The 23,563-nt window shown below is 38.4% G+C and carries 21 protein-coding genes; 7 read left to right on the forward strand and 14 right to left on the reverse strand.

Annotation, left to right across the window (positions count from 1 at the left end; translation table 11 throughout):
- The first annotated feature begins 13 nt into the window (after window positions 1-13).
- The 6 genes from RI844_RS10815 (at window position 14) to mgtE (ending at window position 4,929) form a co-directional block, all read left to right on the forward strand.
- Window positions 14-1,510, forward strand: coding sequence for an RNA polymerase factor sigma-54 (locus tag RI844_RS10815; RefSeq protein ID WP_348394689.1), 1,497 nt, complete (start codon window positions 14-16; stop codon window positions 1,508-1,510).
- Window positions 1,511-1,533: 23 nt separating this feature from the next.
- Window positions 1,534-1,821: a ribosome hibernation promoting factor gene (hpf, locus tag RI844_RS10820; protein WP_348394690.1), complete on the forward strand. Its 288-nt coding sequence runs from the start codon at window positions 1,534-1,536 to the stop codon at window positions 1,819-1,821.
- Between the two features lie 2 nt (window positions 1,822-1,823).
- Window positions 1,824-2,273, forward strand: a complete 450-nt coding sequence (gene ptsN, locus RI844_RS10825) for a PTS IIA-like nitrogen regulatory protein PtsN (protein WP_348394691.1) — start codon at window positions 1,824-1,826, stop codon at window positions 2,271-2,273.
- 45 nt (window positions 2,274-2,318) lie between these two features.
- A complete protein-coding gene (rapZ, locus tag RI844_RS10830) occupies window positions 2,319-3,164 on the forward strand; it encodes an RNase adapter RapZ (protein ID WP_348394692.1) in 846 nt (281 codons plus the stop codon).
- Window positions 3,165-3,209: 45 nt separating this feature from the next.
- Window positions 3,210-3,488: an HPr family phosphocarrier protein gene (locus RI844_RS10835; protein WP_348394693.1), complete on the forward strand. Its 279-nt coding sequence runs from the start codon at window positions 3,210-3,212 to the stop codon at window positions 3,486-3,488.
- 79 nt (window positions 3,489-3,567) lie between these two features.
- Window positions 3,568-4,929: a magnesium transporter gene (gene mgtE, locus RI844_RS10840; RefSeq protein ID WP_348394694.1), complete on the forward strand. Its 1,362-nt coding sequence runs from the start codon at window positions 3,568-3,570 to the stop codon at window positions 4,927-4,929.
- A gap of 105 nt (window positions 4,930-5,034) precedes the next feature.
- Here the strand turns inward: mgtE and pmbA are convergent, their stop codons facing one another.
- Window positions 5,035-6,378 carry a metalloprotease PmbA gene (gene pmbA / locus RI844_RS10845; RefSeq protein WP_348394695.1) on the reverse strand — a complete coding sequence of 448 codons (1,344 nt, stop codon included), beginning with the start codon at window positions 6,376-6,378 and terminating at the stop codon, window positions 5,035-5,037.
- Window positions 6,379-6,529: 151 nt separating this feature from the next.
- Here pmbA and yjgA point away from each other — a divergent pair, with 151 nt between their 5' ends.
- Complete coding sequence (gene yjgA / locus RI844_RS10850; RefSeq protein WP_348394696.1) at window positions 6,530-7,048, forward strand: ribosome biogenesis factor YjgA; 519 nt, start codon at window positions 6,530-6,532, stop codon at window positions 7,046-7,048.
- Between the two features lie 64 nt (window positions 7,049-7,112).
- Here the strand turns inward: yjgA and tldD are convergent, their stop codons facing one another.
- From tldD to RI844_RS10915, 13 genes are all read right to left on the reverse strand, one after another.
- Window positions 7,113-8,552, reverse strand: a complete 1,440-nt coding sequence (tldD, locus tag RI844_RS10855) for a metalloprotease TldD (RefSeq protein ID WP_348394697.1) — start codon at window positions 8,550-8,552, stop codon at window positions 7,113-7,115.
- A 24-nt stretch (window positions 8,553-8,576) separates the two neighbouring features.
- Window positions 8,577-9,401, reverse strand: coding sequence for a carbon-nitrogen hydrolase family protein (locus RI844_RS10860; protein ID WP_348394698.1), 825 nt, complete (start codon window positions 9,399-9,401; stop codon window positions 8,577-8,579).
- Window positions 9,394-13,356, reverse strand: coding sequence for a YhdP family protein (locus RI844_RS10865; protein WP_348394699.1), 3,963 nt, complete (start codon window positions 13,354-13,356; stop codon window positions 9,394-9,396). The genes RI844_RS10860 and RI844_RS10865 overlap by 8 nt, the downstream gene beginning before the upstream one ends.
- Window positions 13,356-14,819 carry a ribonuclease G gene (gene rng / locus RI844_RS10870; RefSeq protein ID WP_348394700.1) on the reverse strand — a complete coding sequence of 488 codons (1,464 nt, stop codon included), beginning with the start codon at window positions 14,817-14,819 and terminating at the stop codon, window positions 13,356-13,358. Before rng ends, RI844_RS10865 begins: the two co-directional genes overlap by 1 nt.
- Complete coding sequence (locus tag RI844_RS10875) at window positions 14,816-15,415, reverse strand: Maf family protein (protein WP_348394701.1); 600 nt, start codon at window positions 15,413-15,415, stop codon at window positions 14,816-14,818. Before RI844_RS10875 ends, rng begins: the two co-directional genes overlap by 4 nt.
- The gene (mreD, locus tag RI844_RS10880) at window positions 15,416-15,898 is read right to left on the reverse strand and encodes a rod shape-determining protein MreD (RefSeq protein WP_348394702.1); all 483 of its coding nucleotides are present in this window, start codon (window positions 15,896-15,898) and stop codon (window positions 15,416-15,418) included. It abuts the gene before it with no gap.
- Complete coding sequence (mreC, locus tag RI844_RS10885; RefSeq protein WP_348394703.1) at window positions 15,888-16,766, reverse strand: rod shape-determining protein MreC; 879 nt, start codon at window positions 16,764-16,766, stop codon at window positions 15,888-15,890. The genes mreD and mreC overlap by 11 nt, the downstream gene beginning before the upstream one ends.
- A gap of 64 nt (window positions 16,767-16,830) precedes the next feature.
- Window positions 16,831-17,874: a rod shape-determining protein gene (locus tag RI844_RS10890; RefSeq protein WP_348394704.1), complete on the reverse strand. Its 1,044-nt coding sequence runs from the start codon at window positions 17,872-17,874 to the stop codon at window positions 16,831-16,833.
- Window positions 17,875-18,121: 247 nt separating this feature from the next.
- The gene (locus tag RI844_RS10895; RefSeq protein WP_348394705.1) at window positions 18,122-21,142 is read right to left on the reverse strand and encodes a DUF6701 domain-containing protein; all 3,021 of its coding nucleotides are present in this window, start codon (window positions 21,140-21,142) and stop codon (window positions 18,122-18,124) included.
- Window positions 21,143-21,144: 2 nt separating this feature from the next.
- Complete coding sequence (locus RI844_RS10900; protein ID WP_348394706.1) at window positions 21,145-21,573, reverse strand: type II secretory pathway component; 429 nt, start codon at window positions 21,571-21,573, stop codon at window positions 21,145-21,147.
- Window positions 21,563-22,351, reverse strand: a complete 789-nt coding sequence (locus RI844_RS10905; protein WP_348394707.1) for a PilW family protein — start codon at window positions 22,349-22,351, stop codon at window positions 21,563-21,565. Before RI844_RS10905 ends, RI844_RS10900 begins: the two co-directional genes overlap by 11 nt.
- Entirely contained in the window at window positions 22,348-22,923 is a 576-nt protein-coding gene (locus RI844_RS10910; RefSeq protein ID WP_348394708.1) for a prepilin-type N-terminal cleavage/methylation domain-containing protein, read from the reverse strand. The genes RI844_RS10905 and RI844_RS10910 overlap by 4 nt, the downstream gene beginning before the upstream one ends.
- Window positions 22,913-23,380, reverse strand: coding sequence for a prepilin-type N-terminal cleavage/methylation domain-containing protein (locus RI844_RS10915; RefSeq protein ID WP_348394709.1), 468 nt, complete (start codon window positions 23,378-23,380; stop codon window positions 22,913-22,915). The genes RI844_RS10910 and RI844_RS10915 overlap by 11 nt, the downstream gene beginning before the upstream one ends.
- Window positions 23,381-23,563: the final 183 nt, after the last annotated feature.

Consider the following 23,563-nt stretch of genomic DNA (forward strand, 5'->3'; position numbering starts at 1 on the left):
AATTTTTCAAAAAATGAGACCTAGTCTTCAGCTCCGTATGGGGCAACATTTAACCATGACTCCACAGTTGCAACAGGCAATTAAACTGTTGCAGCTTTCTACGTTAGATCTCCAACAAGAAATTCAAGAAGCTCTTGATAGTAACCCTTTATTAGAAGTCGATGAGTCTGGTAACCTAGAAGAGAATAATGCTAATTCAGATTCCCATTTAGATGCTAAACAAGCAACGGCAGATACCACTGACGGTAGTGAAGACGCACAACCTACTCACGATGAAATAAGCACTTCTGAAGCTTTAACACAAAATGAAATTCCAGAAGAGCTATCGGTAGACTCAACTTGGGAAGAAAGCTTTAGCGCCGGTACTTCAAACACTGGCCTGGGCGGCGTCAACAGTGATGACTATGTTTATCAGGGTGAAACAACAGAATCTATCCAAGATCATTTGACTTGGCAAATGGAATTAACCCCGTTTTCAGATACAGACAGGACCATTGCCATCGCAATAATTGATGCTATTGATGATAGTGGCTACCTTACAGTGAGCAGTGAGGATATTTTATCTAGTTTAGGAAATGAAGAAGTTGAATTAGACGAAATTGAAGCAGTACTAAAACGCATTCACATGTTTGATCCTATCGGCTCTGGAGCAAAATCGATAGCCGATTGTCTACTTATTCAACTTGCTCAGTTTAATCCTGAAACACCTTTCCTCGCGGAGGCTAAAGTAGTGATCAAGGAACACATCGATTTGCTAGGAAACCGTGATTTTAGGCAGATCATGCGCAAAGCAAAATTAAAAGAGCCGCAGTTAAAAGAAGTGATGAAGTTAATTCACTCATTAAACCCTAGACCCGGCGATGCAATAGTAAAGCAAGACGAACAATACGTAATTCCTGATGTCAGTGTGTTCAAAAAAAATGGTCGTTGGGTAGTAGAATTAAACCCGGATACAGCGCCTAAAATTGGTATTAATAATCAGTATGCGGCGATAGCAAAAACAACTAAATCTTCAGAAGATAGTCAATTTATTCGCTCACACTTACAAGAAGCCAAGTGGTTTATCAAATCACTTGAAAGTAGAAACGATACTTTACTGAAAGTATCTAATTGTATTGTTCAGCAACAACAAGGGTTCTTTGAGCACGGCGCTGAAGCTATGCGACCTATGGTGTTAAACGATATTGCTGAAGCAGTTGAAATGCATGAATCAACTATTTCTCGTGTAACCACGCAAAAGTATATGCATACTCCCAGAGGTATATTTGAATTAAAATACTTCTTTTCTAGTCACGTAAGTACCGAAAATGGTGGAGAATGTTCATCTACAGCAATACGCGCACTGATTAAAAAATTAATCGATGCTGAAATAGTTGCTAAACCATTGAGCGATAGCAAAATGGCTGAGCTACTCAGTGCTCAAGGCATTAATGTTGCACGACGAACGATTGCAAAATATAGAGAGTCGTTAGGAATACCACCTTCTAATCAAAGAAAAAGTTTACTTTAAACCAACAAAAAAGGACAAAGCTTATGCAAATTAATCTATCCGGTCATCATGTTGAAGTTACCGATTCTATGCGTTCATATGTTGATGGAAAACTGCAAAAATTAGAAAGGCATTTTGATCACATAAATAATGTATATGTGGTACTGAAAGTAGAGAAATTACAACAAATCGCTGAAGCAACGTTACATGTAAATGCCGGTGAAATATTCGCCTCAGCCAACCATGCAGATATGTATGCGGCAATTGACGGTCTGATCGATAAATTAGATAGGCAAGTGCTCAAACATAAGGCTAAATTAGCTCATCACTAACTATGAAATTAGACCAACTATTAAGCCCTGACTGCACTCTATGTGCAGTACAGGGGAAAAGTAAAAAAAACATTCTAGAACAAATTAGTGCAATTGCAGCTAATAAAATTAGCAGCGCAACAGCAAAAGAATTGTTGAACAGTTTAACTAAAAGAGAAAAATTGAGTAGTACCGGTATTGGCAATGGCATTGCTATTCCACACGGTAAAATCAATAATAGTGAAAGCCCTGTAGCGGTCTTACTGACAACAGATAAACCCGTTATATTTGATGCTATTGATGATAAACCGGTTGATATTTTTTTCGCATTGTTTGTACCAGAAGATCATTGCCAGCAACATTTAGAGACTTTAGCCAGTGTAGCCCGATTTTTTAGTGATAAAGACAATAGTAAAAAAGTGAGACGTTGTAATAGCTCAACTGAACTACATCAATTAGTAGTAAGCAATTAAGCGACTAAACCACATTTGCCCCATTAGAAATATATTAGGTAGAAAATGAAATTAATCATTGTAAGTGGTCGCTCAGGCTCAGGTAAAACCGTAGCTTTAAGAGTACTTGAAGATCTTGGTTATTATTGTGTTGATAATATTCCGGTAAACCTATTACCTGCACTAACCCATACCGTTATTAATGATTATGAAAACGTCGCGGTATCACTTGATGTACGTAACCTTCCTGAAAACCCTGAAGACGTTAAAGAGATCATTGATTATTTACCTAATTCGGTTGAATTAAGTATTTTGTATTTAGACGCCGATGATAGTGAACTCATCCGTCGCTATAGCGAAACAAGACGACTTCACCCGCTTATTCGCCAGAATATGGCTCTTGATCAAGCAATTGCACTAGAGAAGAAACTGCTTGATCCAGTGGCAAGTAGAGCGAATTTATACATCAATACTTCCAAATTAACCCCGCATCAACTTGCCGATTTAGTACGAGAAAGAGTGCTCGGCTCAACTACCGGTAATTTAGTGATTGTATTTGAATCATTTGGCTTTAAATATGGGGTACCGTCTGATGCAGATTATGTTTTCGATGCCAGGTTTTTACCCAATCCATTTTGGGAGGAAGGGCTAAAGCCTTATAATGGCTTAGATCAGCCCGTTCAAGATTTTTTGGCAAGCCAACCTATAGTGACTAAGTTCATCTGGCAAATTAACTCTTTTATGATGACCTGGTTACCTCATTTAGAACGCAACAACCGTACCTATTTGACTATTGCTATTGGTTGTACCGGCGGTCAGCACCGAAGTGTTTACATTGCTGAAACGTTAGCAAAACAATTTAAAAAAGAACACAAAGATATACAAATTCGTCACCGTGAAATGACCAAATAGCTATAAAGCGAAGTATCCAAATAAATGTAGAGTTAAATTTATAAAATGTCGTTAATTGTTGAACAAAGTGTACTTATAGAAAATAAATTAGGTCTTCATGCCAGGGCCGCAACTAAACTAGCAAAGTTAAGTAAAAACTATCAGGCTAAAATTACCCTAACAGTTGAGACAAACTCCGCCGATGCTGACTCCATTATGGGACTAATGCTATTAACGGGCAGTCAAGGCAAAGAAGTTTTGATCAGAGCGGAAGGCATACAAGCTAGTCAGGCTATGTCAGCAGTCATACAATTATTTTCAGACAAATTTGATGAAGATGAATAAAAAAGCTGATAAAACCATTAGCTTACGTTAAACTTGCAATAATTAAAAATATCAAAAATAAGCTTGCACAGGGTGATTCATGCCAGAAAGATCAGAGCAAGAAATTAGCCAAAAACGATTATTAGAAATAAATACTGCTTTAGAAAGTGGTATGTTCGTTTATGTGCGCAAAATGTTCCAGCATATGCCGGCTTTTGATATTGCTTTACTCCTCGAATCATCTACCGCACGCAGTCGTAATGTTCTTTGGCAATTAATTGATCCTGATTTGCAGGGTGAAGTCCTTGAAGAACTCTCTGAAGAAGTTCGTAAAGGTATCTTAAGAAACATGCAGCCTGAAAAAGTTGCTGCAGTTGCTGAAGGCATGGACATTGATGATCTGGCCGAAGTTTTAAGAACCTTGCCTGACTCTGTTTATAAAGAAGTATTAAACTCAATGGACTCGCAAGACCGTACCCGAGTTGAGCAAGCACTGTCTTATGAAGAGGATACCGCCGGCGGTATCATGAATACCGATACCATCACCCTTCGCCCAGATATTACCATAGACGTAATTTTACGATATTTACGCTTAAAAGGTGAGCTACCAGAAGCGACAGATTCATTTTATGTGGTTAATAGACAAGACAAGTTCATTGGCTCAGTTTCATTAGCTGATTTAGTAACAGCAAGGCCTGAACAGCCGATCGCAGAAATTATCGATTACGATACCATCGCCATATCAGTTGAAACTGAAGAAAGTGAAGTGGCTAAACTATTTGAACGACATGACTGGTTTTCGGCTCCTGTAGTCGATGAAAATGGTCATCTACTTGGTCGTATCACCATAGATGATGTAATTGACATCATTCGTGAAGATGCCGAGCATTCAATGATGAGCATGGCTGGTTTAGATGATGAAGCTGATACCTTTGCCCCCGTAATAAAAAGTACTCAGCAGCGCTCTATTTGGTTGGGAGTGAACTTAATTACCGCATTAATGGCTGTAGCAGTATCAAGCATGTTTGAGGGAATATTAGCTGAGATGGCGATATTGGCAGTATTAAATACATTAGTGCCGAGTATGGGCGGAGTTGCTGGAAATCAAACCTTAACCTTAGTTATTCGCGGTATGGCATTAGGTCATATCGGTGATAATAACGCACGCATTATTCTCAATAAAGAAATCGCCGTCGGTTTTTTAAATGGTCTTATCTGGGCTTTATTTATTGCCTCAATTGTTGCCATTTGGAAGCAAGATATACTGCTAGGTGGAATAATTGCTTTTGCAATGCTGATGAATTTAACTGTAGCAGGCTTAGCTGGTGTAGCTACGCCTTTAGTATTGAAGAAGATGAATATCGACCCAGCGCTAGCCGGTAGTGTTATTTTAACCACAATAACCGATGTGGTCGGAATCTTTGCTTTCTTGGGGACGGCAACGCTGCTATTAGGTCGCTAACCAGAAGCGAGAACATTCATCAACCACTCAGTGGTTTACTTACTTCGAGAAACGAAAAACAGCTCTCGCTCATCGTTTCTAGTTTCTAGCCTCTCGTCGCTATTCTTACTGTCCTGAAACTTGCATTTCTTCAATTATGATAGAACCAGTTTTTATGCTGCCACGTAAATCGTAATCCGATCCTGTTGCAACTACGGCTTTAAAAATATCTTTTAAATTACCGGCAATGGTGATTTCAGACACTGGGTATTGTATTTGGCCATTCTCTACCCAAAACCCGGCAGCGCCGCGTGAATAATCGCCATTAACTACGTTTACGCCTTGCCCCATAAGTTCAGTAACCAATAAACCGGTTCCTAAAGTTTTGAGCATCGCCTCAAAATCACCATCATTAGCTGATATTAACCAGTTATGGATACCACCAGCATTACCAGTTGAAGTAAGTCCTAACTTACGTGCTGAATAGCTTGTTAAAAGATATGATTGCAATACACCATCAACAATAAATTCTCTATCCTGGGTAGCAATGCCCTCAGCATCGAAGCTGCTGCTGGCTAAACCACGTAGAATTTTTGGTCGTTCAGAAATATTCAAGTGTGATGAAAATACTTGGTCACCGATGGCATCTAATAGAAACGATGAATTTCGATATAAATTACCACCGCTAATTGCTGCAATAAAGTGACCAAATATACTATTGGCGACATCCGCTCTAAACATCACGGGTGTTTTTTGAGTATTGAGCTTTTGGCTGTTAAGTCTTGCAACAGCGGCTTCTGCCGATTCTAACCCGACAGCTTTAGCTGATTGCAATTTATCAAACTCGCGACTAACGGTGTAGCTATAATCACGCTGCATATCATCACCATCGCTAGCTATCATCATGCAACTTAGGCTATGACGAGTACTCGGGTATCCGACTAATTGCCCATGACTGTTACCATAAACTTTAAAGCCTTCAAAACTGGCAAAATTTGCACCATCTGAATTAGTGATTTTGTCATCACTGTTTAAGGCAGTGATTTCCGCTTCAGTGGCTATTTCAATCGCTTGCTCTGTCGTTAAAGATTGTGGGTGATATAAATCTAGATCTTGTGGGTTAAATTCAAGTAACTCTTTATCAGCAAGTCCAGAACAAGGATCTACAGACGTATATTTAGCAATATTAATTGCTGCTTGTACTGACTGTTGTAATGCTTGCTCTGATAAATCAGCCGTTGAAGCCGAGCCTTTACGGCCTTCCTTATAAACGGTGATGCCTAAAGCGCCATCGTTGGTAAACTCAACTGTATCTACTTCACCTAAGCGGGTAGAGACGCTAAGACCTTCTTGTTTACTGATCGATACTTCAGCATTGTCAGCCCCTAACGTTTTAGCCAGTTCAAGAACTTTGGCAACGGTGCCTTTAACTTGAGAAATTGAGGTGTTTATAGATTCTAGATTTTGCATTTATACCATCAACATTGAGAACTAATTGCCCAGTTTAGGTGGCTATTAGTGAGATAAAAATTATTTCACCAAGCATAACATACAGATATTAATTAACTTAACGTTATGTTGTATAATTAACGCAATATATTATTTTAACTATGACGATTTTATGAAAAAGCGCGGTAAAAAATTTATTGATGAAGACATCATCATTGTAAGCAAGACTGAAATCAAGAATGACATGAAAGTGATGCAAAAGCTTGCTGAGACAATTTGTAAACTCAATCGTAACCAGCGAGCTAAGCTTACTATTAACGAAGAGATTGAAGCCGCACTGATCATTGCTGACAAAATTAAAGGTAAGCATGATGCGTACCACCGTAATGTGCAGTTTATTGCTAAGCAATTATTTGAGAGTGACTATGAATTAATTCAAGCCGAAATTGATAAAATGAATAACAGACATGCACAAGAGCATATCAATAACGCTAAACTTGAAGACATTCGCGCTCAGCTTATTGAGGAAGGTGACAGTAAAATAGAAGCGCTATTAGCTGAATATGATGGATTTGAGCGCCAACGTATGCGCCAATTGGTTCGACAAGCAGCGAAAGAAATTAAACAAGAAAAACCAGGCAAAAACTTGAAAGAATTATTCAAATATCTGAAAGAGAATATTGCGCTTTAAATTCTAAAATCTAGGTTGAAGTCAAGCTTTCTAGAAAACTTGACTCTGACCCTGGTTTTTCTGATTACTGGGTACCACCAATGGTCATTTCATCTACCTTCAAGGTTGGCTGACCAACACCTACGGGGATACTTTGACCATCTTTGCCACAAACTCCAACGCCGCTATCTAGAGCTAAGTCGTTGCCAACCATGCTTACCTGTTGCATAGCTTCTGGACCACTGCCAATTAACGTAGCGCCTTTTACCGGCGAGGTTATTTCGCCATTTTCAATTAAATAAGCTTCCGCAGTAGTAAACACAAATTTACCGGAAGTGATATCAACTTGCCCGCCAGCAAAGTTCGGTGCGTAAATACCTTTTTTTACTGACTTAATAATATCTTCTGGTGAATGCTCTCCTGCAAGCATGTAAGTATTTGTCATACGTGGTAATGGTAAATGAGCGTAAGATTCACGACGGCCATTACCGGTAGGTTTTACCCCCATTAAATACGCATTATGCTTATCTTGCATATAGCCTTTTAATATACCCTTTTCAATCAATACATTGTATTGTCCAGGCGTGCCCTCATCGTCGATAGCAACTGAGCCACGACGATTAGCGATAGTGCCGTCATCAACGATAGTACAATGCTTGGACGCAACCTGTTGACCAATCTTGCCTGAAAATGCAGAAGAGCCTTTACGGTTAAAATCGCCCTCTAACCCGTGTCCTACAGCTTCATGTAATAATACACCAGGCCAACCGGCGCCTAGTACTACAGGTAGCATTCCTGCTGGCGCGTCTATGGCAACTAAGTTAACCAAAGCCTGCCTAACGGCCTCTTCAGCATATGCATGGTAACGAGGTTTAGTACCTTCCAATTCAAAGAAGTAGCTGTAACCAGTACGAGCTCCACCGCCGGAATTACCCCGTTCACGTACGCCATTAGCTTCAACCAAAACTGAACAGTTTAATCGTACCAATGGGCGAATATCAGTCGCATAAGTTCCGTCACTTGCTGCCACTAAAACCTTTTCATAAACGCCTGATAAGCTGACTATCACTTGCTGAACACGGCTGTCTTGAGCACGTGCGATTGCTTCAACTTCATGAAGTAGGTTTATTTTTTGTTCTTGTGTTAACGTCGAAAGTGGGTCAACTTCACTATAAAGCTCAGTAATAGGTTGCGGAACAAACACCTTAATGGTTTGGTTTTTATTTGCTTGCACAATTCCGCGTGCAGCCGATGCAGCCTTTAATAATGCATTGCTATTAATATCATCAGAGTAAGCAAAACCAGTTTTTTCACCACTAATCGCTCTTACGCCAACACCACGTTCAATATTATACGAGCCTTCTTTAACGATGCCATCTTCAAGCATCCAAGACTCATGGCTTGATGATTGAAAGTATAAATCGGCATAGTCAATATCACGAGTGCAAATATGAGATAAGGTTTTACTTAATTCTTCCTGGCCAAGCTGGCTAGAATGTAATAGTTCTTGTTCAACAAGATTCATTTTAAAGTCCGTGTTCTTTTATATTTAATTCAGTTTTACTGAAAATTTATTATGGCGCGACACTGGTATATCCGCCCTAATTTTATTAATTAATTGCCGATCAAATTCGGCGCTAACATAACCTGCACCATCAGCTTGCATGGCGATTATTTCCCCCCAAGGGTTAATAATCATCGAATGACCATAGGTCTGTCTTCCATTTAAATGCACACCTTCTTGGTCTGCAGCAACGATATACACCTGGTTTTCAATTGCCCTTGCTTGTAATAAGGGCTGCCAATGTGCCTTGCCAGTTACTTTTGTAAATGCACTTGGCACACAAATAACATCTGCACCTGCAATGGTAAGTGCTCTGAATAACTCTGGAAAGCGTAAGTCATAACACACTGTCATGCCTAAATTAAAGCTTGGCAAGGAAGACAGTGATAGCTTTTCACCACCTTGAGTAAGTTTTGATTCGCGGTAACTTTTTTCATTATCAGCAACATCAACGTCAAATAAATGAATTTTTTGATAATCGTTAAGTAGCTCTCCCTCTGGAGAAAATAATAAGCTACTTGCCGTAAATTTATCTTCTTGTTGCGATTGTATAGGAATAGTCCCAGCAAGCAAATAAACATTAAATTGCGTTGCTAACTGTGCCAATTGCTGCTGCATAAAACCATTACCTAATGGCTCTGCAAACTCAATTTGTTTACCATCTTGTCCACCAAAGTATAAACACGCTTCAGGTAGTACAACTAAGTGCTCATCTGATTCTGGCAAGCTTGATAAAGTTTTTTTTATATTCGCTAAATTTGCTACTACATCTGGAACGGACTGTAATTGAATTGCACTAAGTCTAGCCATTTTCAGTTCCTATTTCCTTCTTAGATGCACTTTCAATATCATTAGATTGCGGATTGTTTTCAAGAACTGGTTCATTTAATTGAGGCTTTTCTTGCTCAGGCTTAACCTGATCAGGCTTGCTTTTACCGACACTGACATCTCGACTTTTCCGATCAACTTCTTTGAAAATAGGCTCATCTGCGGTGCCGGTAAGCTCAAAATTGATAACCGAAATAACTTCCGCTTTTTGAATAGCCTCATCAGCTACCATAATAGCCGCCCCCATTAATGGATTAACCAACCAGCCAACAATAATCGGCAAGCTTGACGTTACTTTTGGTGCAAACGACATTTTATAATCAAGCTGATTATTTACTAAATTTGTGTTGCCTTTAACTGTCAGGTTTCCTGCCGCACCATTCATTTTAGTATTACCAGTATAAGCAACACCATCAACCAAATTTATAGTGCCTTTGATATCGTCATAAAACATACCTTCTGAGAATATATCCCTAAAGTCTAAGGTAAGTTTTCGAACCAAGGATTGGAAGCTGAAAATCGATAACAATCTAGCTCCCTTATCACTAACATCGGCTAAGTAACCATCATCAAATTTAAATTTGTATTTGCCATTTAAGCTGGCTAAGTTAAATTCGTGCGGCCCACCCTGCCAATGAATGTCAACGCTACTTTTTAAACCACTGTCTTTAATGCCGGATTCCATATCAAACTTTTTGATTTCTTTTTCAACATCTTCAATATTAATTGTTCCAGAAATTGTAGTTTTATCTTGCTCGCCATCTTTTTGCCAAGTACCAGCCAGAGCTAAATCAGCATTTTTACGTTTTGCCGAGAAGGCACGCAAAGTAACCAACGAAGGGTTAGTATTTTCCAAATCAAATATAACTTTGCCAAAGTCAAACTGTTGATACTTACAACTATCACAATTAAATTTTATTTTAGGGATGTCCGCAGGAATTATTGACGATTCAGTTACCTCACTATCATGTTCTGCGTCTGTTGCTGCTAGGTCAGTTAAATGAATAAAGTCGGCGTCAATTTCAAGACCTTCACGCTTAAAATCATGGAAAAACTTCATTCTACTACGTGCTTGCTCAGCATTTAATTGTAACAGCCACCATTGCTCTTTATACAATAAATTGAAATCTACATCAGTTAACTTCTGACCGAAAAAGTCGACACTTTGTACGTTACCTCTAATTCGCTCTGGCGCTTGTAAAAAACTCAATTTTTCTTCATTACTTGTCGAGCTAGGATCTGAGTTTGAGCTATCAGGTAAAGAGTTGATGATATCAAAAATAAATTCATGCCACGGCTGATATTCGATGCTTTCGAGGTCGGTAGTAATATGAAAGCCTGCGGTTGGCAATAACATTTGTTCTTTACCTAACACCAATTGAGTTCGCAAAAAAGCAACTTTTTGATGGTCCAGTTCACCAAAAAACCGTAAATTATCATCTAAAGCAGCTTCTATTGTTGATTTATTGGCATTACCTTTAACCGTTGCAGTTAACTGTGCTTGCTTTTGCCTAGGTTTAAAATAAGGTTCAGGTAAAGACAAGCCAGTATTTTCTAAATTTGAGTCTAAACTCAAATCATAACTAAGTTCGCCATTTTCAGGAATAAATAATGAGAGCTTGCCTTGCCAATCTAGCTCGCCATTTACATAAGATTGTAAGTTTTCAGGTATTTGAGCATCATAGTTTTGCTTTTGCCATTTAGCCAGTAAATCAATTTCGACCTGATAAAAATCATCCTCAATTCGCCCATCAACAGCCAAACTTATCGGTAACCCACGCCAATTCAAGGTGATATCTTTAGTAGAAATTAATTCATTGGTGAAACTTAACTGACCATTTACTTGAGTAAAATCCATTTCAGGGGCTTGTAAAAAAACTTTATTTTCGACAAAATTTACGATGCCTTTAGCGACAACCTTTTCAGTATCAGCTAAAGGTAAATCTAGTGAGAAATTACCGCTAACTGTGCCTTCTGGGTTTATTAGGGTTAAGGTCTCACCAACGCTTCCCGCTAGAGGGCTGGCAAGCATTAAATTAGTAATATTTGTGACTTCAGTATTAACTGGGCTACGTACCGTTAATATTGATTCACCACTAAATGTGCCAATAGCAACCTCAACGTCTTTGGTTTGAACCCCCATAAGATCACCATCGTAAGCGGTGATCAACATTGAATCATTAGTGAAGTTAAGGTTTAAATGGGCTTTTTCAATTGCTGGCCAAGATCGCTCAAATTGATACTTAGCCTGCTCTAGATCAGCATCAACAATAAAAATACCGCTATTATCAACAAATGGGAAGGTTGCCACCGGGCCATTAAATAACACTCCCGCTTGTTTAACCTCGCCATGAAAAATGGCTGCGGTTAAATAATCAACTAAGCTTTCACTCATTACGGGTAAAGGCAAGTAATATTGCGCTTTACTGGCATCACCTTGATCAGCAAATGCATATAAGCTAAGCAGCCCACTTTCATCTTGTTCTTGTAAGTATTGAACGTTAGCGTTTACAGTAATTTCATCTGAAGTTAAGTAAACATCACTAACCGCTAACTTCCAAAAGTTATCATCCCAGTTAGCATTTATTCTTGCCTTTAAGTAATTAAATGGGATTGGTCTGGAGAAGCCACCATCAAAATCAATTTCATTATTTTGTGCACTTATATCAAGTTGAATTTTGTCACTATCAAAAAGTACTTGGCCAGTTAAACTTTCAATTCCGGGGATGCCATTGGCGGCCCCCCAGCCAACATTATCAAGATTTAAAGCAAGTTGTAGTTTCTCGGCTCTTGAGCGTATTTGAATATCGGTCAAGTCGCCACTTATTTGCAAGCTTGCGTATTTCTCTAACTCGCTAATGTTGTCTTTTAATATTGGGAACAATTGCCATAAATTATCTAAAGATACGCCGGAAATATTAGTTATGGTTTCTTTTTGATTACTGTTGGCTTGTACCTTAAATTCTGCCCATGGGGTCTCATTAAACAGGATTTCAATGTTACTAGTTTGCAGAGAATAATTTGCCGACTTACCATCTCGGTAAAGACTTACTTCACCTTGCGGGATCCTTAATGTGTGCTGTTGCTGATAACTGTCCCAAGCAAATACATTTTCACCTAAATTAATATGAATATCGGTAAGGAAACCATTACCTATATTCACCCAAGAACGAAAGTTAACTTTTGTACTGAATTGATCGGCTTTATCTTTTAAGTATTTATCAACCCAAGTAGCAAGGTTAATATTATTGCCTTCTATATATATTTGCCCATTGAGGTTTTCTCGCTTATCGCCATTAAGCTCGATAATTAACTTAGCGCTATTACTCGATAGACCTTCAATTTCAAATTTACCTATACCTTTATGTTTTTCACCATCATTGTGCCAAGCAAGCTTGTTTAATAAAATCGTACGCTCACGACTTACCGTTTTGATGAAAATTTTACTGTCTAAAACCGTAAAGCGTTTGAATTGGTTAAGTATGAGGTCGGAAATGGCGTCAATATCAGTTTGCTGGCTACTCGCCTCACTCTCATTGGCTTCAGCAAGAATCGTTTGATCAATATGAATAAAAACGCCAACAAGGGTGAAGTTATTTGCTTTTAGTTTCTGCGCCCTTATGGAATCCCAAAAATCTAAACCTATATCTATTTCGTTAATCTCTACTTGTAGTGCTTCGGAATCAGAAAGGATCACATTTTTGACCACTAGCGTTGGTCCAAATTTATGCCAACCAGCAGATAACTCACCTATTTCAAAGTCGCCTTGGTAAACACTATTAATATATTCTTCAAGATTACTTTTGAATGTATGTGCATGAGGTAAAAAAACACGAGCAGCAGTTAGCAAAACAGCTAAAAGCACTAACATTACTGCCAGTATTTTATAGAGGCGAATTAGCCAAGTATTTATATATGCCCAAAACGTTTTTTTCACTACATCATCACCACATCAAATTGCTCTTGGCTATACATAGTTTCGGTTTGAACTTTTATATGTTTACCAATAAACATTTCTAACTCGGCTAAATGATGCAACTCATCATCATTTAAAGACTCACTAACTTTTGGAGAAGCATAAACAATAAATTTATCTGCATCATAGGCGCGATTCACCCGCACAATTTCTCTTAAAATTTCAAAACCTACGGTCTCAACGGTTTTTAAATTTCCACGACCATCACATACAGGGCACTCTCCACAGAGAATATGCTCTAATGATTCTCGTGTTCGTTTACGAGTCATTTCTACCAGCCCCAGTGATGAAAAATTACTAATACTGTATTTCACTTTATCTTTTGCCATGGCAACATCTAAAGAATGCAATACCCTTTTTTGATGCTCAGTGTTAGACATGTCGATAAAATCAACGATGATAATACCACCCAGATTTCTCAATCTTAACTGCCTTGCAATTGCTTGCGTTGCTTCAATGTTAGTATTAAATATTGTTTCTTCTAAATTTCGATGACCAACAAAAGCACCGGTATTTATATCAACTGTAGTCATCGCTTCAGTTTGATCAATGATTAATGAACCGCCCGATTTTAATTCAACCTTGCGCTTTAATGCTCTTTGAATTTCATTTTCCACATCAAATAAATCGAAGATTGGTCGTTCACCGGGATAGTATTCAATGATAGGTTTAATTTCAGGTACGAATTCATCCGTAAACTCAATAAGCTCGTCAAAGGTTAAACGAGAATCTACTCGGATACGCTCAAGCCCGCTGCCGACAAAGTCACGAATAATACGGCATGCCAGGTATATATCTTGATATAGTGCCAAATCAGTTTGTTTACGTTGTTTACGCTCGAGTACTTTCTTCCAGACTCTACGCAAAAACTCAGCATCATGAGCTAACTCTTCCTCGCCGGCACCTTCGGCAACAGTTCTAACAATAAAGCCACTTTGCTCGTCGCAATATGGCACGACTATTTTCTTTAAACGAGCGCGCTCTTGCTCATCTTCAATACGTTGTGAAACCCCTGCATGGTTTGAATTTGGCATCATAACTAAATATCGTGAAGCAATGGTTAAATCAGTGGTTAAGCGAGCACCTTTCGTGCCTAAAGGATCTTTTACCACTTGCACCATAATATGCTGCCCTTCATGTACTAAAGTACGAATGTCAGGAACTTCATGTTCATTGGTATCATTATTAGTAATTAATTTTGTGCGGATATCTGATGCATGTAAAAAAGCAGCTTTATCTAAGCCAATATCGACAAAGGCAGCTTGCATACCGGGTAACACTCGAATGACTTTGCCTAAATAGATGTTACCAACAATTCCACGTTTTAAGTTTCGTTCAATATGAACTTCTTGTAACGTGCCATTTTCGATTAGTGCAACACGAGTTTCACTAGGAGAAACGTTAATTAATAATTCACCGCTCATTTAGCACCTTTGTTAGTTAAATTTTTTGACCGTGCTTTTGCCGATAACAAAAGCTGCTCGGTTTCAAATAAAGGCAGACCGACTACAGAAGAATAGCTGCCTTCAATACGTTTCACGAATTTTCCAGCAAGCCCTTGAATACCATAACTCCCCGCTTTATCTTGGGGCTCACCCGATTGCCAATAACGTTGAATTTCATCTTCATCAATTGCTCTAAACATAACATCGGTAATAACTACTTCTGATAATACTGTATCGTTATTCATCAGGGCGATGGCTGTCATTACCTGATGTTTTTTATCTGACAAGGCAGACAGCATTTGCTGACAATCATTAAATTCTTTAGGCTTACCCAGAATGACATCGTCATTAACTACTATTGTATCTGAGCCAAGCACCCAATCATTTGAGTTAATTGTTACAACATTTTTCAAACCTGCTTGCGCTTTCTCTATCGCCATTCTCAGCACGAACTGTTTAGGCGTTTCGTCAGCTAGAGCAATTTCATTGACGTCAGCTGCAACTAATTCAAATTGTTCAGCAATTTGATTAAGTAACTCTTGTCGACGCGGTGATTTTGAAGCTAAATATAACACTTAATGCACCTGTAATTGACGGCGAACTTTTCTTAATAATAAAAACACCACAGGCCAAATAACTGCTGTCGTTATTACTGGTTTTAAATAGCTAATAGAAAAATCTACATCTAAAATAAAGCGTTGAATCCAAAAAATAATCAAATGATACAAAGCGGTTAACAAGCCGATTATCAGAGACTGTTGCCATAGAGAAAAATTACGAATCTTTTGAAAATTATTAACTGTTACATAAACAACTAAAGCCGTTGCAAATGCATTGATGCCCAGTACGGAACCAAGCAAAACATCAATAATAAAGCCAACCAGCCAGGCAAATATGACATTAACTCGATTAGGTAAAGCCAAGCTCCAATATGCGGTAACTAGCAAGGCCCAATTGGGTCTAAATGCATCAGCACCAATAGGCATCGGCATAATGGTCAGCATTAACGAGATGATAATGGTAACCAAGATTACAAAGTTATTATTTCTAGCCTTCATCGCTTACCTTATCTTTTATTGGCGCTGATGGTTGCAACTTACTGCCTTGTTGATTGGGCCAAATAAGTAACAAATAACGTAATCGATTCATTTCTACAAGCGGTGTTATCTTAATGCGAGCAAATTCCTTATTTGGATTTTCAGATACATAAGAAACGCGAGCTACTGGGTACCCTTCTGGAAATTTACCACCTAAACCGGAAGTTACTAATAGGTCGCCCACTTTAATATCGGTAGAATTTGGAATATGATTCACTTCCATTTGGCTGACACTACCTATACCTTTAGCAATAACCCGTATGCCATTGCGGTGCACCCTAAGTGGGATAGCATGAGTGATATCCGTCATTAGCAAAACACGAGAATTACTTACACCGACATGCAGTACCTGTCCTACAACGCCAGTTTCATCAATGACGGGCTGACCTTCGTAAATACCATCTGATAACCCTCGGTTGATTACTACTTGCTGTGAATAAGGGTCACTATCAACAGCAAGGATTTCGGCTACTTTCTTTTTGTAATCACTGCGTAACGGCGAAGCAAGTAGCTTACGTAATCGGTCGTTTTCTTGCTGCAAAATATCAAGCTGTAATAACTTTTCATTTAACAGTAATTCATTCATTTGTAAGCGCTCGTTATCATTCATTAACTGCTTACGTGAAACGATATTCTCGGAGGCATAATCCATTACTTTTTTAGGTGTGTTCGCTAAATACTGTAATGGACTAACGAGCGATTGCAAGTAACCTCTAGCTACTTCAAAACTCGCTAACTTATGATCGCAATAGATAAATACACAGGACAAAACAAGCGCTAATAAAATTCGCCTGTGACTAGAATATCCATCTAAAAAAATAGGGGTCATAAAAATCGCAAAGGCAGCTTAAGCTGCCTGTTGTTTATATTGTTAAATAACTGTTCTCACGCTCTTATTCGTAAGCAAATAAGTCGCCGCCGTGCATATCAATCATCTCTAGGGCTTTACCGCCGCCACGAGCAACACAGGTAAGAGGATCATCGGCAACAATTACCGGAATACCTGTTTCTTCTGCGAGCAAACGATCTAAATCTTTTAGTAAGGCACCACCACCGGTTAAAACCATACCGCGCTCTGAAATATCAGATGCTAACTCTGGTGGAGCTTGTTCAAGTGCCACCATTATTGCACTAACAATGCCTGAAAGCGGTTCTTGTAATGCTTCTAAAATTTCATTGCTATTTAAAGTAAAGCTTCTTGGTACACCTTCTGCAAGGTTACGGCCACGAACTTCAATTTCAACTAACGACTCACCAGGGTAAGCACTACCGATTTCCTGTTTAATGCGTTCAGCAGTTGCTTCACCAATTAAACTACCAAAGTTACGACGTACGTAGTTAATAATGGCATCGTCAAACTTATCACCACCAATACGTACCGAAGACGAATAAACCAGGCCGTTTAAAGAAATAATACCAACTTCAGTCGTACCGCCGCCAATATCAACAACCATAGAACCTGTTGCAGCAGATACCGGTAAGTCTGCACCAATAGCTGCGGCCATAGGTTCATCAATTAAATAAACATCACGTGCACCAGCGCCTAGTGCCGACTCTTTAATAGCTCTACGCTCTACTTGCGTAGAACCACAAGGAACACAAACCAATACACGAGGGCTTGGACGTAAGAAGTTATTTGAGTGTACCTGCTTAATAAAGTGTTGAAGCATTTTTTCAGTAACAAAAAAATTGGCAATAACACCGTCTTTCATTGGACGAATGGCTTCAATGTTACCCGGTGTACGACCAAGCATTTGCTTTGCTGCAGTACCTACTGCCGCTACGCTTTTATTGCCACCGGTTCTATCTTGGCGAATAGCAACCACGGAAGGCTCGTCAAGAACAATACCTTGATCTTTAACATAAATAAGAGTGTTGGCTGTTCCTAAATCGATTGATAAATCATTAGAGAACACGCCACGTAAAATTTTGAACATTGGGAGAAAGATCCTATCGCTTAATTTTTCATATTATTTGTTTTATTCCAGTTCACTTTATATGTGAACGGATATTTTTCAATTTCTTCCAAAAGTCAATTTTTTGGGTGAATTATTAGCAGATATAATAACCCAGTAACAATGAAAATGTATTGTGAAAATTATAAAAATGGCCAAAAAATACAGCTTTTTTATAAAATAGCAGCTTTTACCAAGAGATAGTCAATTTTAAGAGAGTGAGTTGATATTAATTTTTGTCAATTTCTCGTTTGTTTATGATCCTACCGGATGTATTAAAACGACCAAAAGTGGCAACTGCAGTGGGGTTTTCATCAAAGTTTCCATCATTGTCACCAGCCCAATCAAATTTAAACCAATTAAAAACATCGTAAGTTACTGCCATTTCACCTTGATTTCCAACCCCTGGCGCCATTATTTCTAATAAGCGATTTTCACCGTTCGAAAATTGACTGCTACCTCCAATGACGGCTGTTGGATCTACGGTAATTCGGCTTAGACTCATTAAAGCTTGATCAACAGAAGTGCAATTATCATCTGAAGAAAGTACATAATTATCTGTATCAAAATACTCCAGTTGCAATGGTTGTGCTAAATTCGATGTTTCAGGTCCAAAACTATTCTGAATACGCCAACGAGCAAATCGTATTTCAATATCGCTAGCAGATGTGTTTTCAGTAGCATCTATCGCTGTTCCGTTAAGATCTATGTAATTTGTCGAAGTACCGTCACGATCTTTTATTTCATTAACATTAAATTCCAACTGTGCAGTAAACACCGAAATCAATGAGTTTTGGTTGCGCACATACACAAAATCATCCAAGTTGGAAAATTGGTAATTAACAACTCCAGAATCTACCGCGGTAGTTTTCGCAATAAAGGTACCATTGTTCATTTGGCCATTTACATCGACTAATAAAGCAAGCTGTCCTAATTGTTGGGCATCAGTAGTTGGTACATCTATATCAACTTCATCTGTTATATCTGCAGACAATAAAGGCAACATCATAAATTCATTAATATAGTTTTTAGTTGTTACCCCTTGTGCATTTTTTGGCGTAATGCGTAATTGTGGGTTAACTAGGTAATTAACTGCCCCTAATGAAGGCATGCTTGTTACCATTTGGCCTGTGTAAGCAAAGGCATTACAAGAAGTTGTTAGCGTTCCTTGAATATCAGGCTCAGAGATTTGGGCAAAATGATGAGGAGTAAACCTGCCCACAGGCACAACATCTCCGGTGAGAACTTTCCCTTGATAATTTGTATCTCTAAATTCAACGGTTAACGTTCCAACTTCAGAATAAATTGCAGCATTATCAGTAAAATTTCCGAGTACAAAGTTTGAAGGTTCAATATTTGTACTTCGCCAATTATCAGTTAACCCTGATATGTGGGTCCCAGTATTAAACGTTATCGATCCATTGCCTCCTAATATAGGGTCAACAGGAGCTAATCGTTTGCTATTAATTTCAATAGAAATATTGGTAGATGGGATGTAGTTTGGTGTTACAGTGCCATCAGCACATTGTGCAGACACACCTAAATTAAAAGGCAAACCGGCTTTTTCACTATTAACTCCATCCAGCGGAAGGTTGCTTAATGTGCTCGCCACCGCATTTAATTTTGCCGGGTAAAATAAAATGTTTTCACTCCCCATTAATATCAATCCTGAAAGCTCACCAGAGGGTTCAATATAGCTAGCATTTAAAGTAATAAGCCCGGCATCAAGATAACTAAAATTATTTATCGTCGCTTCACTATTTGCATTAAAGTTAAGAATAAAAGGCTTGTCCACACCTGCTGGTTCCATTTGTTCGCCGTTAATACTTGGTATTGATGAACCAGACACTGGCGCTGCGTAATTAAAGTTGAAATTTATATTTTTATTACCGACTAATGCGCCTACACATTGTTTAGTTAGCTCATCTTTTTTCACAGCTTTAATCGTTACTTGTGTACTAGAACATGATAAAGCGTCCAAGGATTGCAGGACAAAGCCAGCATCAGCAAAATTTATCTGACAAGAGTCAGAACCGTTTGTTGTATTTAAACAAACATAATCATCAGCCAGAGATAACGTCGCAGGAGTGTTAGCATCAACATGGACAATACTGGCATTATCACTGACACCATTAACGATATTAATCGTTTGAGCAAGGCCATTGACAGTTAAAATTACATCGGTAGTTATTGACGTATTTATTGCTGAGCAGGTGGCATCGGTACAAGCAATAACTTCTATTGGCTCTGCTTCACACGTTAACCCTTGGCCATCATGCCTAATTTGATAAATACCATTTATGGTAGCTGGTAGAATAGTTATATCACTGATGCCGACGCCCACATTCGCCGCAGAAGCACCGAAGACTACACCTTGAAGGTTTCGCGTAATTAGATCGGGTATAAGTATGGTATCAATTTGAACTTGAGTGCTAGATTGGCCAACCGGTATATAAAACGTATCTACTATAGAAATAAAGTGTTGATCAGCAAGCGCGGTTCCCTCTTCCGTTCTAAAATCAAAACTAACAATTTGATCAAAGGTTGTATCCCTGCCATTTTTATCAACCATAGATACTGTTAGCGTCGCAGTTTCTCCTTGAGTAACATCAACACTATCTATTTGCAAATAAGGAAAGCTATCATCATCATTACCACTGCCTGGAGTATTACATTTGGCCGCATTACATGTTACAGGTAGCCAAAAACCGGTGCCATCGCCAATCCGGTGAATTGATTTAGTGCTATTATCTGATAACGCTAGGTTTGGATACGGGTAAGGGCAATCAGCTACAGGAAACTGATTAACAACACCATTCACCATTATGTAATCGACATTAGCTCCATTTTCATCAATAAGTCGCAAATCAAAACCATCATTGAAATCAACCAAGTCAGCATTATATTCGCTTGGGGGCACACCGTCTTCAGTAATAAAAGTCCAAGGACAATCTTCACAAAGTTTTTCGGCATTGGTTAATGGAATTAATTCGCAATCATTAGTGCTGTCACAAAGTGAAAGTTGCCAGGTATTTACAGGAAATGCATTGAGGTCTTCGTTTATAATTTTTACTTCAATAAAACCCGTAGTTGGATTATTACCCTGACCTGGTATTCGGTAGATTTCATTTATGGTAACTTCGCCAATATAAGGCGAACATGTGGCATGCACATTTTGAATGAACAACATAAAAGTTAAGGCTAAGAAGTAAACCGCTGCTGTACTTTTTAATTTTTTAAAAAAAGTCAAAGCTATAAGCTCCTAGCATCAATTTGCAATGTTCTACTAGTGCTCACTTCTGCACTACTACAAGTACCTGTACTCGTCAGGGTATAATATCGAGTACCGGCTTCTTCGAAATCGGTACATTGTAAGCTTTCAATTTGGCACTGATTTAGTCCCTCTACTTGTAATGTCGGTACATTGTTAAAATCAACATTAGCGCACTCAATAACAGCAGAAGAAAGTGGAAACAATTGCTGAAGCCCCCATTGTAGACCGGAATCGGCTGCAGTATATGCCCTTAACCCCAGAACTTCATAAGACAAACTTTCACTGGAAGTAGAAATGAGTTTTAACATTACTACGCCGAGCAAGCTAAATATAACAATCATAAAAACGGCCATCGTTAATGCACTGCCGTGTTGCTTCATTGCTAATGTATTATTTTTAAGGAACATTGTTTATATGCACCCCATTACTGAAATATACGCTTTCATTATTTTGGCTAAATTTAAAGTCTATTTGTACAACAGCATTACGCATTTGAACATCTTCTTGATAGGTGAATGGTAATCCTTCATCTACATTTAAAAATTCCGCCATCAATACTCCGTTTGCTGTTGATAGCAGGTCTTGTGTAATATTAAAACCATAATTTTGGTAACGAATTAACCTGTTCTGTGCAACACAGTAACTTACAGGTAAGGAAATTATAAATAATCGTTCGGTTGGCGACTCTTCTGAAAACTGCGCTGCTGAATCGAGCTCAAGTTGCCATATATTACTAACAGAAGTATCAATAGACTTTAAGCCTGCACGTTTTTGTAAACTTGGATCGTAAGCATCGTTAGAGTTTAATGGGTAAATAACCACGAAATCATCATCATCGCCAAGGTAACCATTACCAAATTGTATTACTGAGATGGATGTTTGCGCAGCATCAGGAAAAATAGGGGCTTGAGTATAAATAGTACTTGCCACAATAGGAACAAACTCTACACATTGGCGATCACCAAGAGCCGCAATTCGGATTGAGTTAGGCAAGGCATTGCGAATTTCACGGTTTAAACGCTCAACCGCAAATCGTGAACTCGAAATAAGAGTATCGCGACTACTCACGTTTGAATAAACATTGCTTCCAATATTAATCACACCAATAAAGCCGACACTGATAATTCCTAGTATAGCAATTACTAATGTTAACTCTATCAAGGTGAAACCAGTAGACGTTTTCATTCAATATTTGCCTTATATACAGCAAAAGCGATGCGAGTATCAAGTGGGGTTGTAACCGTAATGGTAATAAGTTTTACTAAAATACTATTATCTAAAGTGCCATCATAGCTGTCTGCAATACCGTCATAATTATTATCATAATACACACTTACTTGAACATGAAAATTATGATAAATATCCTCAATCGAACTGCCTAATGAGTCTTCCAGATCATTAACGCTTGAATTTAATCCATCGTAATCATCAACATCATCATACAAAGAACGGACTAATTCTTCTGCACCAAGACTATTACTGCTAGTACAAGCTGAGCCGCCTGTTTCATTGCAACGGATTAACCCTCCGCTCATATCAGAGTTTTCGTCAAATGCTTTAGCCGTAATTTCATTAACAAAGGATTGCGCCAATTCTGTTGCTTGTATTAAATGAATTTGATCGGCACTTTCCTGCTCTTTCGGAAGCATTGCTACCATCATAAAGCCAATAACCACAACCATTACGGTCATACCGAGTACAAGCTCAATAAGAGTAAACCCTTGCTGATATTTAGATGGTTTCAACTTAACAGTCATGGATATAGCCCTGGCTTTCGATACATAGAAAAGCGGAGTCATCATTGGTTAATTCTATGGTGCAGCCACTGGTACATTCAGCCGCCCGGCCCCAAGAATCAAAGGTAATAGTGCTCACTCCTGTTATTTGCACTGACGAATCAATAGGAATCGCAAAGCCAGTATTTTTATTAGCCCAGTCAGGAATCAATGTATTAGTCGAACAATTTGCAGAAGCCCCATAGCCATCACTATTGACGATAATTTGATGGCATGAATTGCTATCGGTTTGTTGCATGCTTTGCTGTTGCATTAACCGTAAGCTAGAGATCATCTGATCGCGATACATAAAGGAGTCGAAATTACTGCTACCGATCATTTTAGGTACAACAGAAATAGCCACAATACTGATGATCAGTATGACTACAATCAATTCAATTAATGTAAAACCTAAATAAGTTTTTTTTTGATAATGCATTTACGTAAAAACAAGCCGTCCTTGTTGAAAAATCAACCAATACAAAACACACTTAGTTAAATTTTTAATTATTATTTAAACTATAGCATATTGAAATTAAAACATATTTGACTAAATGCGAGCAGGTTTATTTAGGCATAAAAAAACCGCGATGATGAGTCGCGGCTTTCGCTAATTTTGTTT

It is taken from the genome of Thalassotalea fonticola, from assembly GCF_032911225.1.
In the GTDB taxonomy this organism is placed as follows: domain Bacteria; phylum Pseudomonadota; class Gammaproteobacteria; order Enterobacterales; family Alteromonadaceae; genus Thalassotalea_A; species Thalassotalea_A fonticola.

Excerpts from the sequence above, each read along its gene's own strand:
- RI844_RS10815 (WP_348394689.1), top strand. The coding sequence starts at position 14 with ATGAGACCTAGTCTTCAGCTCCGTATGGGGCAACATTTAACCATGACT.
- hpf (WP_348394690.1), top strand. The coding sequence starts at position 1,534 with ATGCAAATTAATCTATCCGGTCATCATGTTGAAGTTACCGATTCTATG.
- ptsN (WP_348394691.1), top strand. The coding sequence starts at position 1,824 with ATGAAATTAGACCAACTATTAAGCCCTGACTGCACTCTATGTGCAGTA.
- rapZ (WP_348394692.1), top strand. The coding sequence starts at position 2,319 with ATGAAATTAATCATTGTAAGTGGTCGCTCAGGCTCAGGTAAAACCGTA.
- RI844_RS10835 (WP_348394693.1), top strand. The coding sequence starts at position 3,210 with ATGTCGTTAATTGTTGAACAAAGTGTACTTATAGAAAATAAATTAGGT.
- mgtE (WP_348394694.1), top strand. The coding sequence starts at position 3,568 with ATGCCAGAAAGATCAGAGCAAGAAATTAGCCAAAAACGATTATTAGAA.
- pmbA (WP_348394695.1), bottom strand. The coding sequence starts at position 6,378 with ATGCAAAATCTAGAATCTATAAACACCTCAATTTCTCAAGTTAAAGGC.
- yjgA (WP_348394696.1), top strand. The coding sequence starts at position 6,530 with ATGAAAAAGCGCGGTAAAAAATTTATTGATGAAGACATCATCATTGTA.
- tldD (WP_348394697.1), bottom strand. The coding sequence starts at position 8,552 with ATGAATCTTGTTGAACAAGAACTATTACATTCTAGCCAGCTTGGCCAG.
- RI844_RS10860 (WP_348394698.1), bottom strand. The coding sequence starts at position 9,401 with ATGGCTAGACTTAGTGCAATTCAATTACAGTCCGTTCCAGATGTAGTA.
- rng (WP_348394700.1), bottom strand. The coding sequence starts at position 14,819 with ATGAGCGGTGAATTATTAATTAACGTTTCTCCTAGTGAAACTCGTGTT.
- mreD (WP_348394702.1), bottom strand. The coding sequence starts at position 15,898 with ATGAAGGCTAGAAATAATAACTTTGTAATCTTGGTTACCATTATCATC.
- mreC (WP_348394703.1), bottom strand. The coding sequence starts at position 16,766 with ATGACCCCTATTTTTTTAGATGGATATTCTAGTCACAGGCGAATTTTA.
- RI844_RS10890 (WP_348394704.1), bottom strand. The coding sequence starts at position 17,874 with ATGTTCAAAATTTTACGTGGCGTGTTCTCTAATGATTTATCAATCGAT.
- RI844_RS10900 (WP_348394706.1), bottom strand. The coding sequence starts at position 21,573 with ATGTTCCTTAAAAATAATACATTAGCAATGAAGCAACACGGCAGTGCA.
- RI844_RS10905 (WP_348394707.1), bottom strand. The coding sequence starts at position 22,351 with ATGAAAACGTCTACTGGTTTCACCTTGATAGAGTTAACATTAGTAATT.
- RI844_RS10910 (WP_348394708.1), bottom strand. The coding sequence starts at position 22,923 with ATGACTGTTAAGTTGAAACCATCTAAATATCAGCAAGGGTTTACTCTT.
- RI844_RS10915 (WP_348394709.1), bottom strand. The coding sequence starts at position 23,380 with ATGCATTATCAAAAAAAAACTTATTTAGGTTTTACATTAATTGAATTG.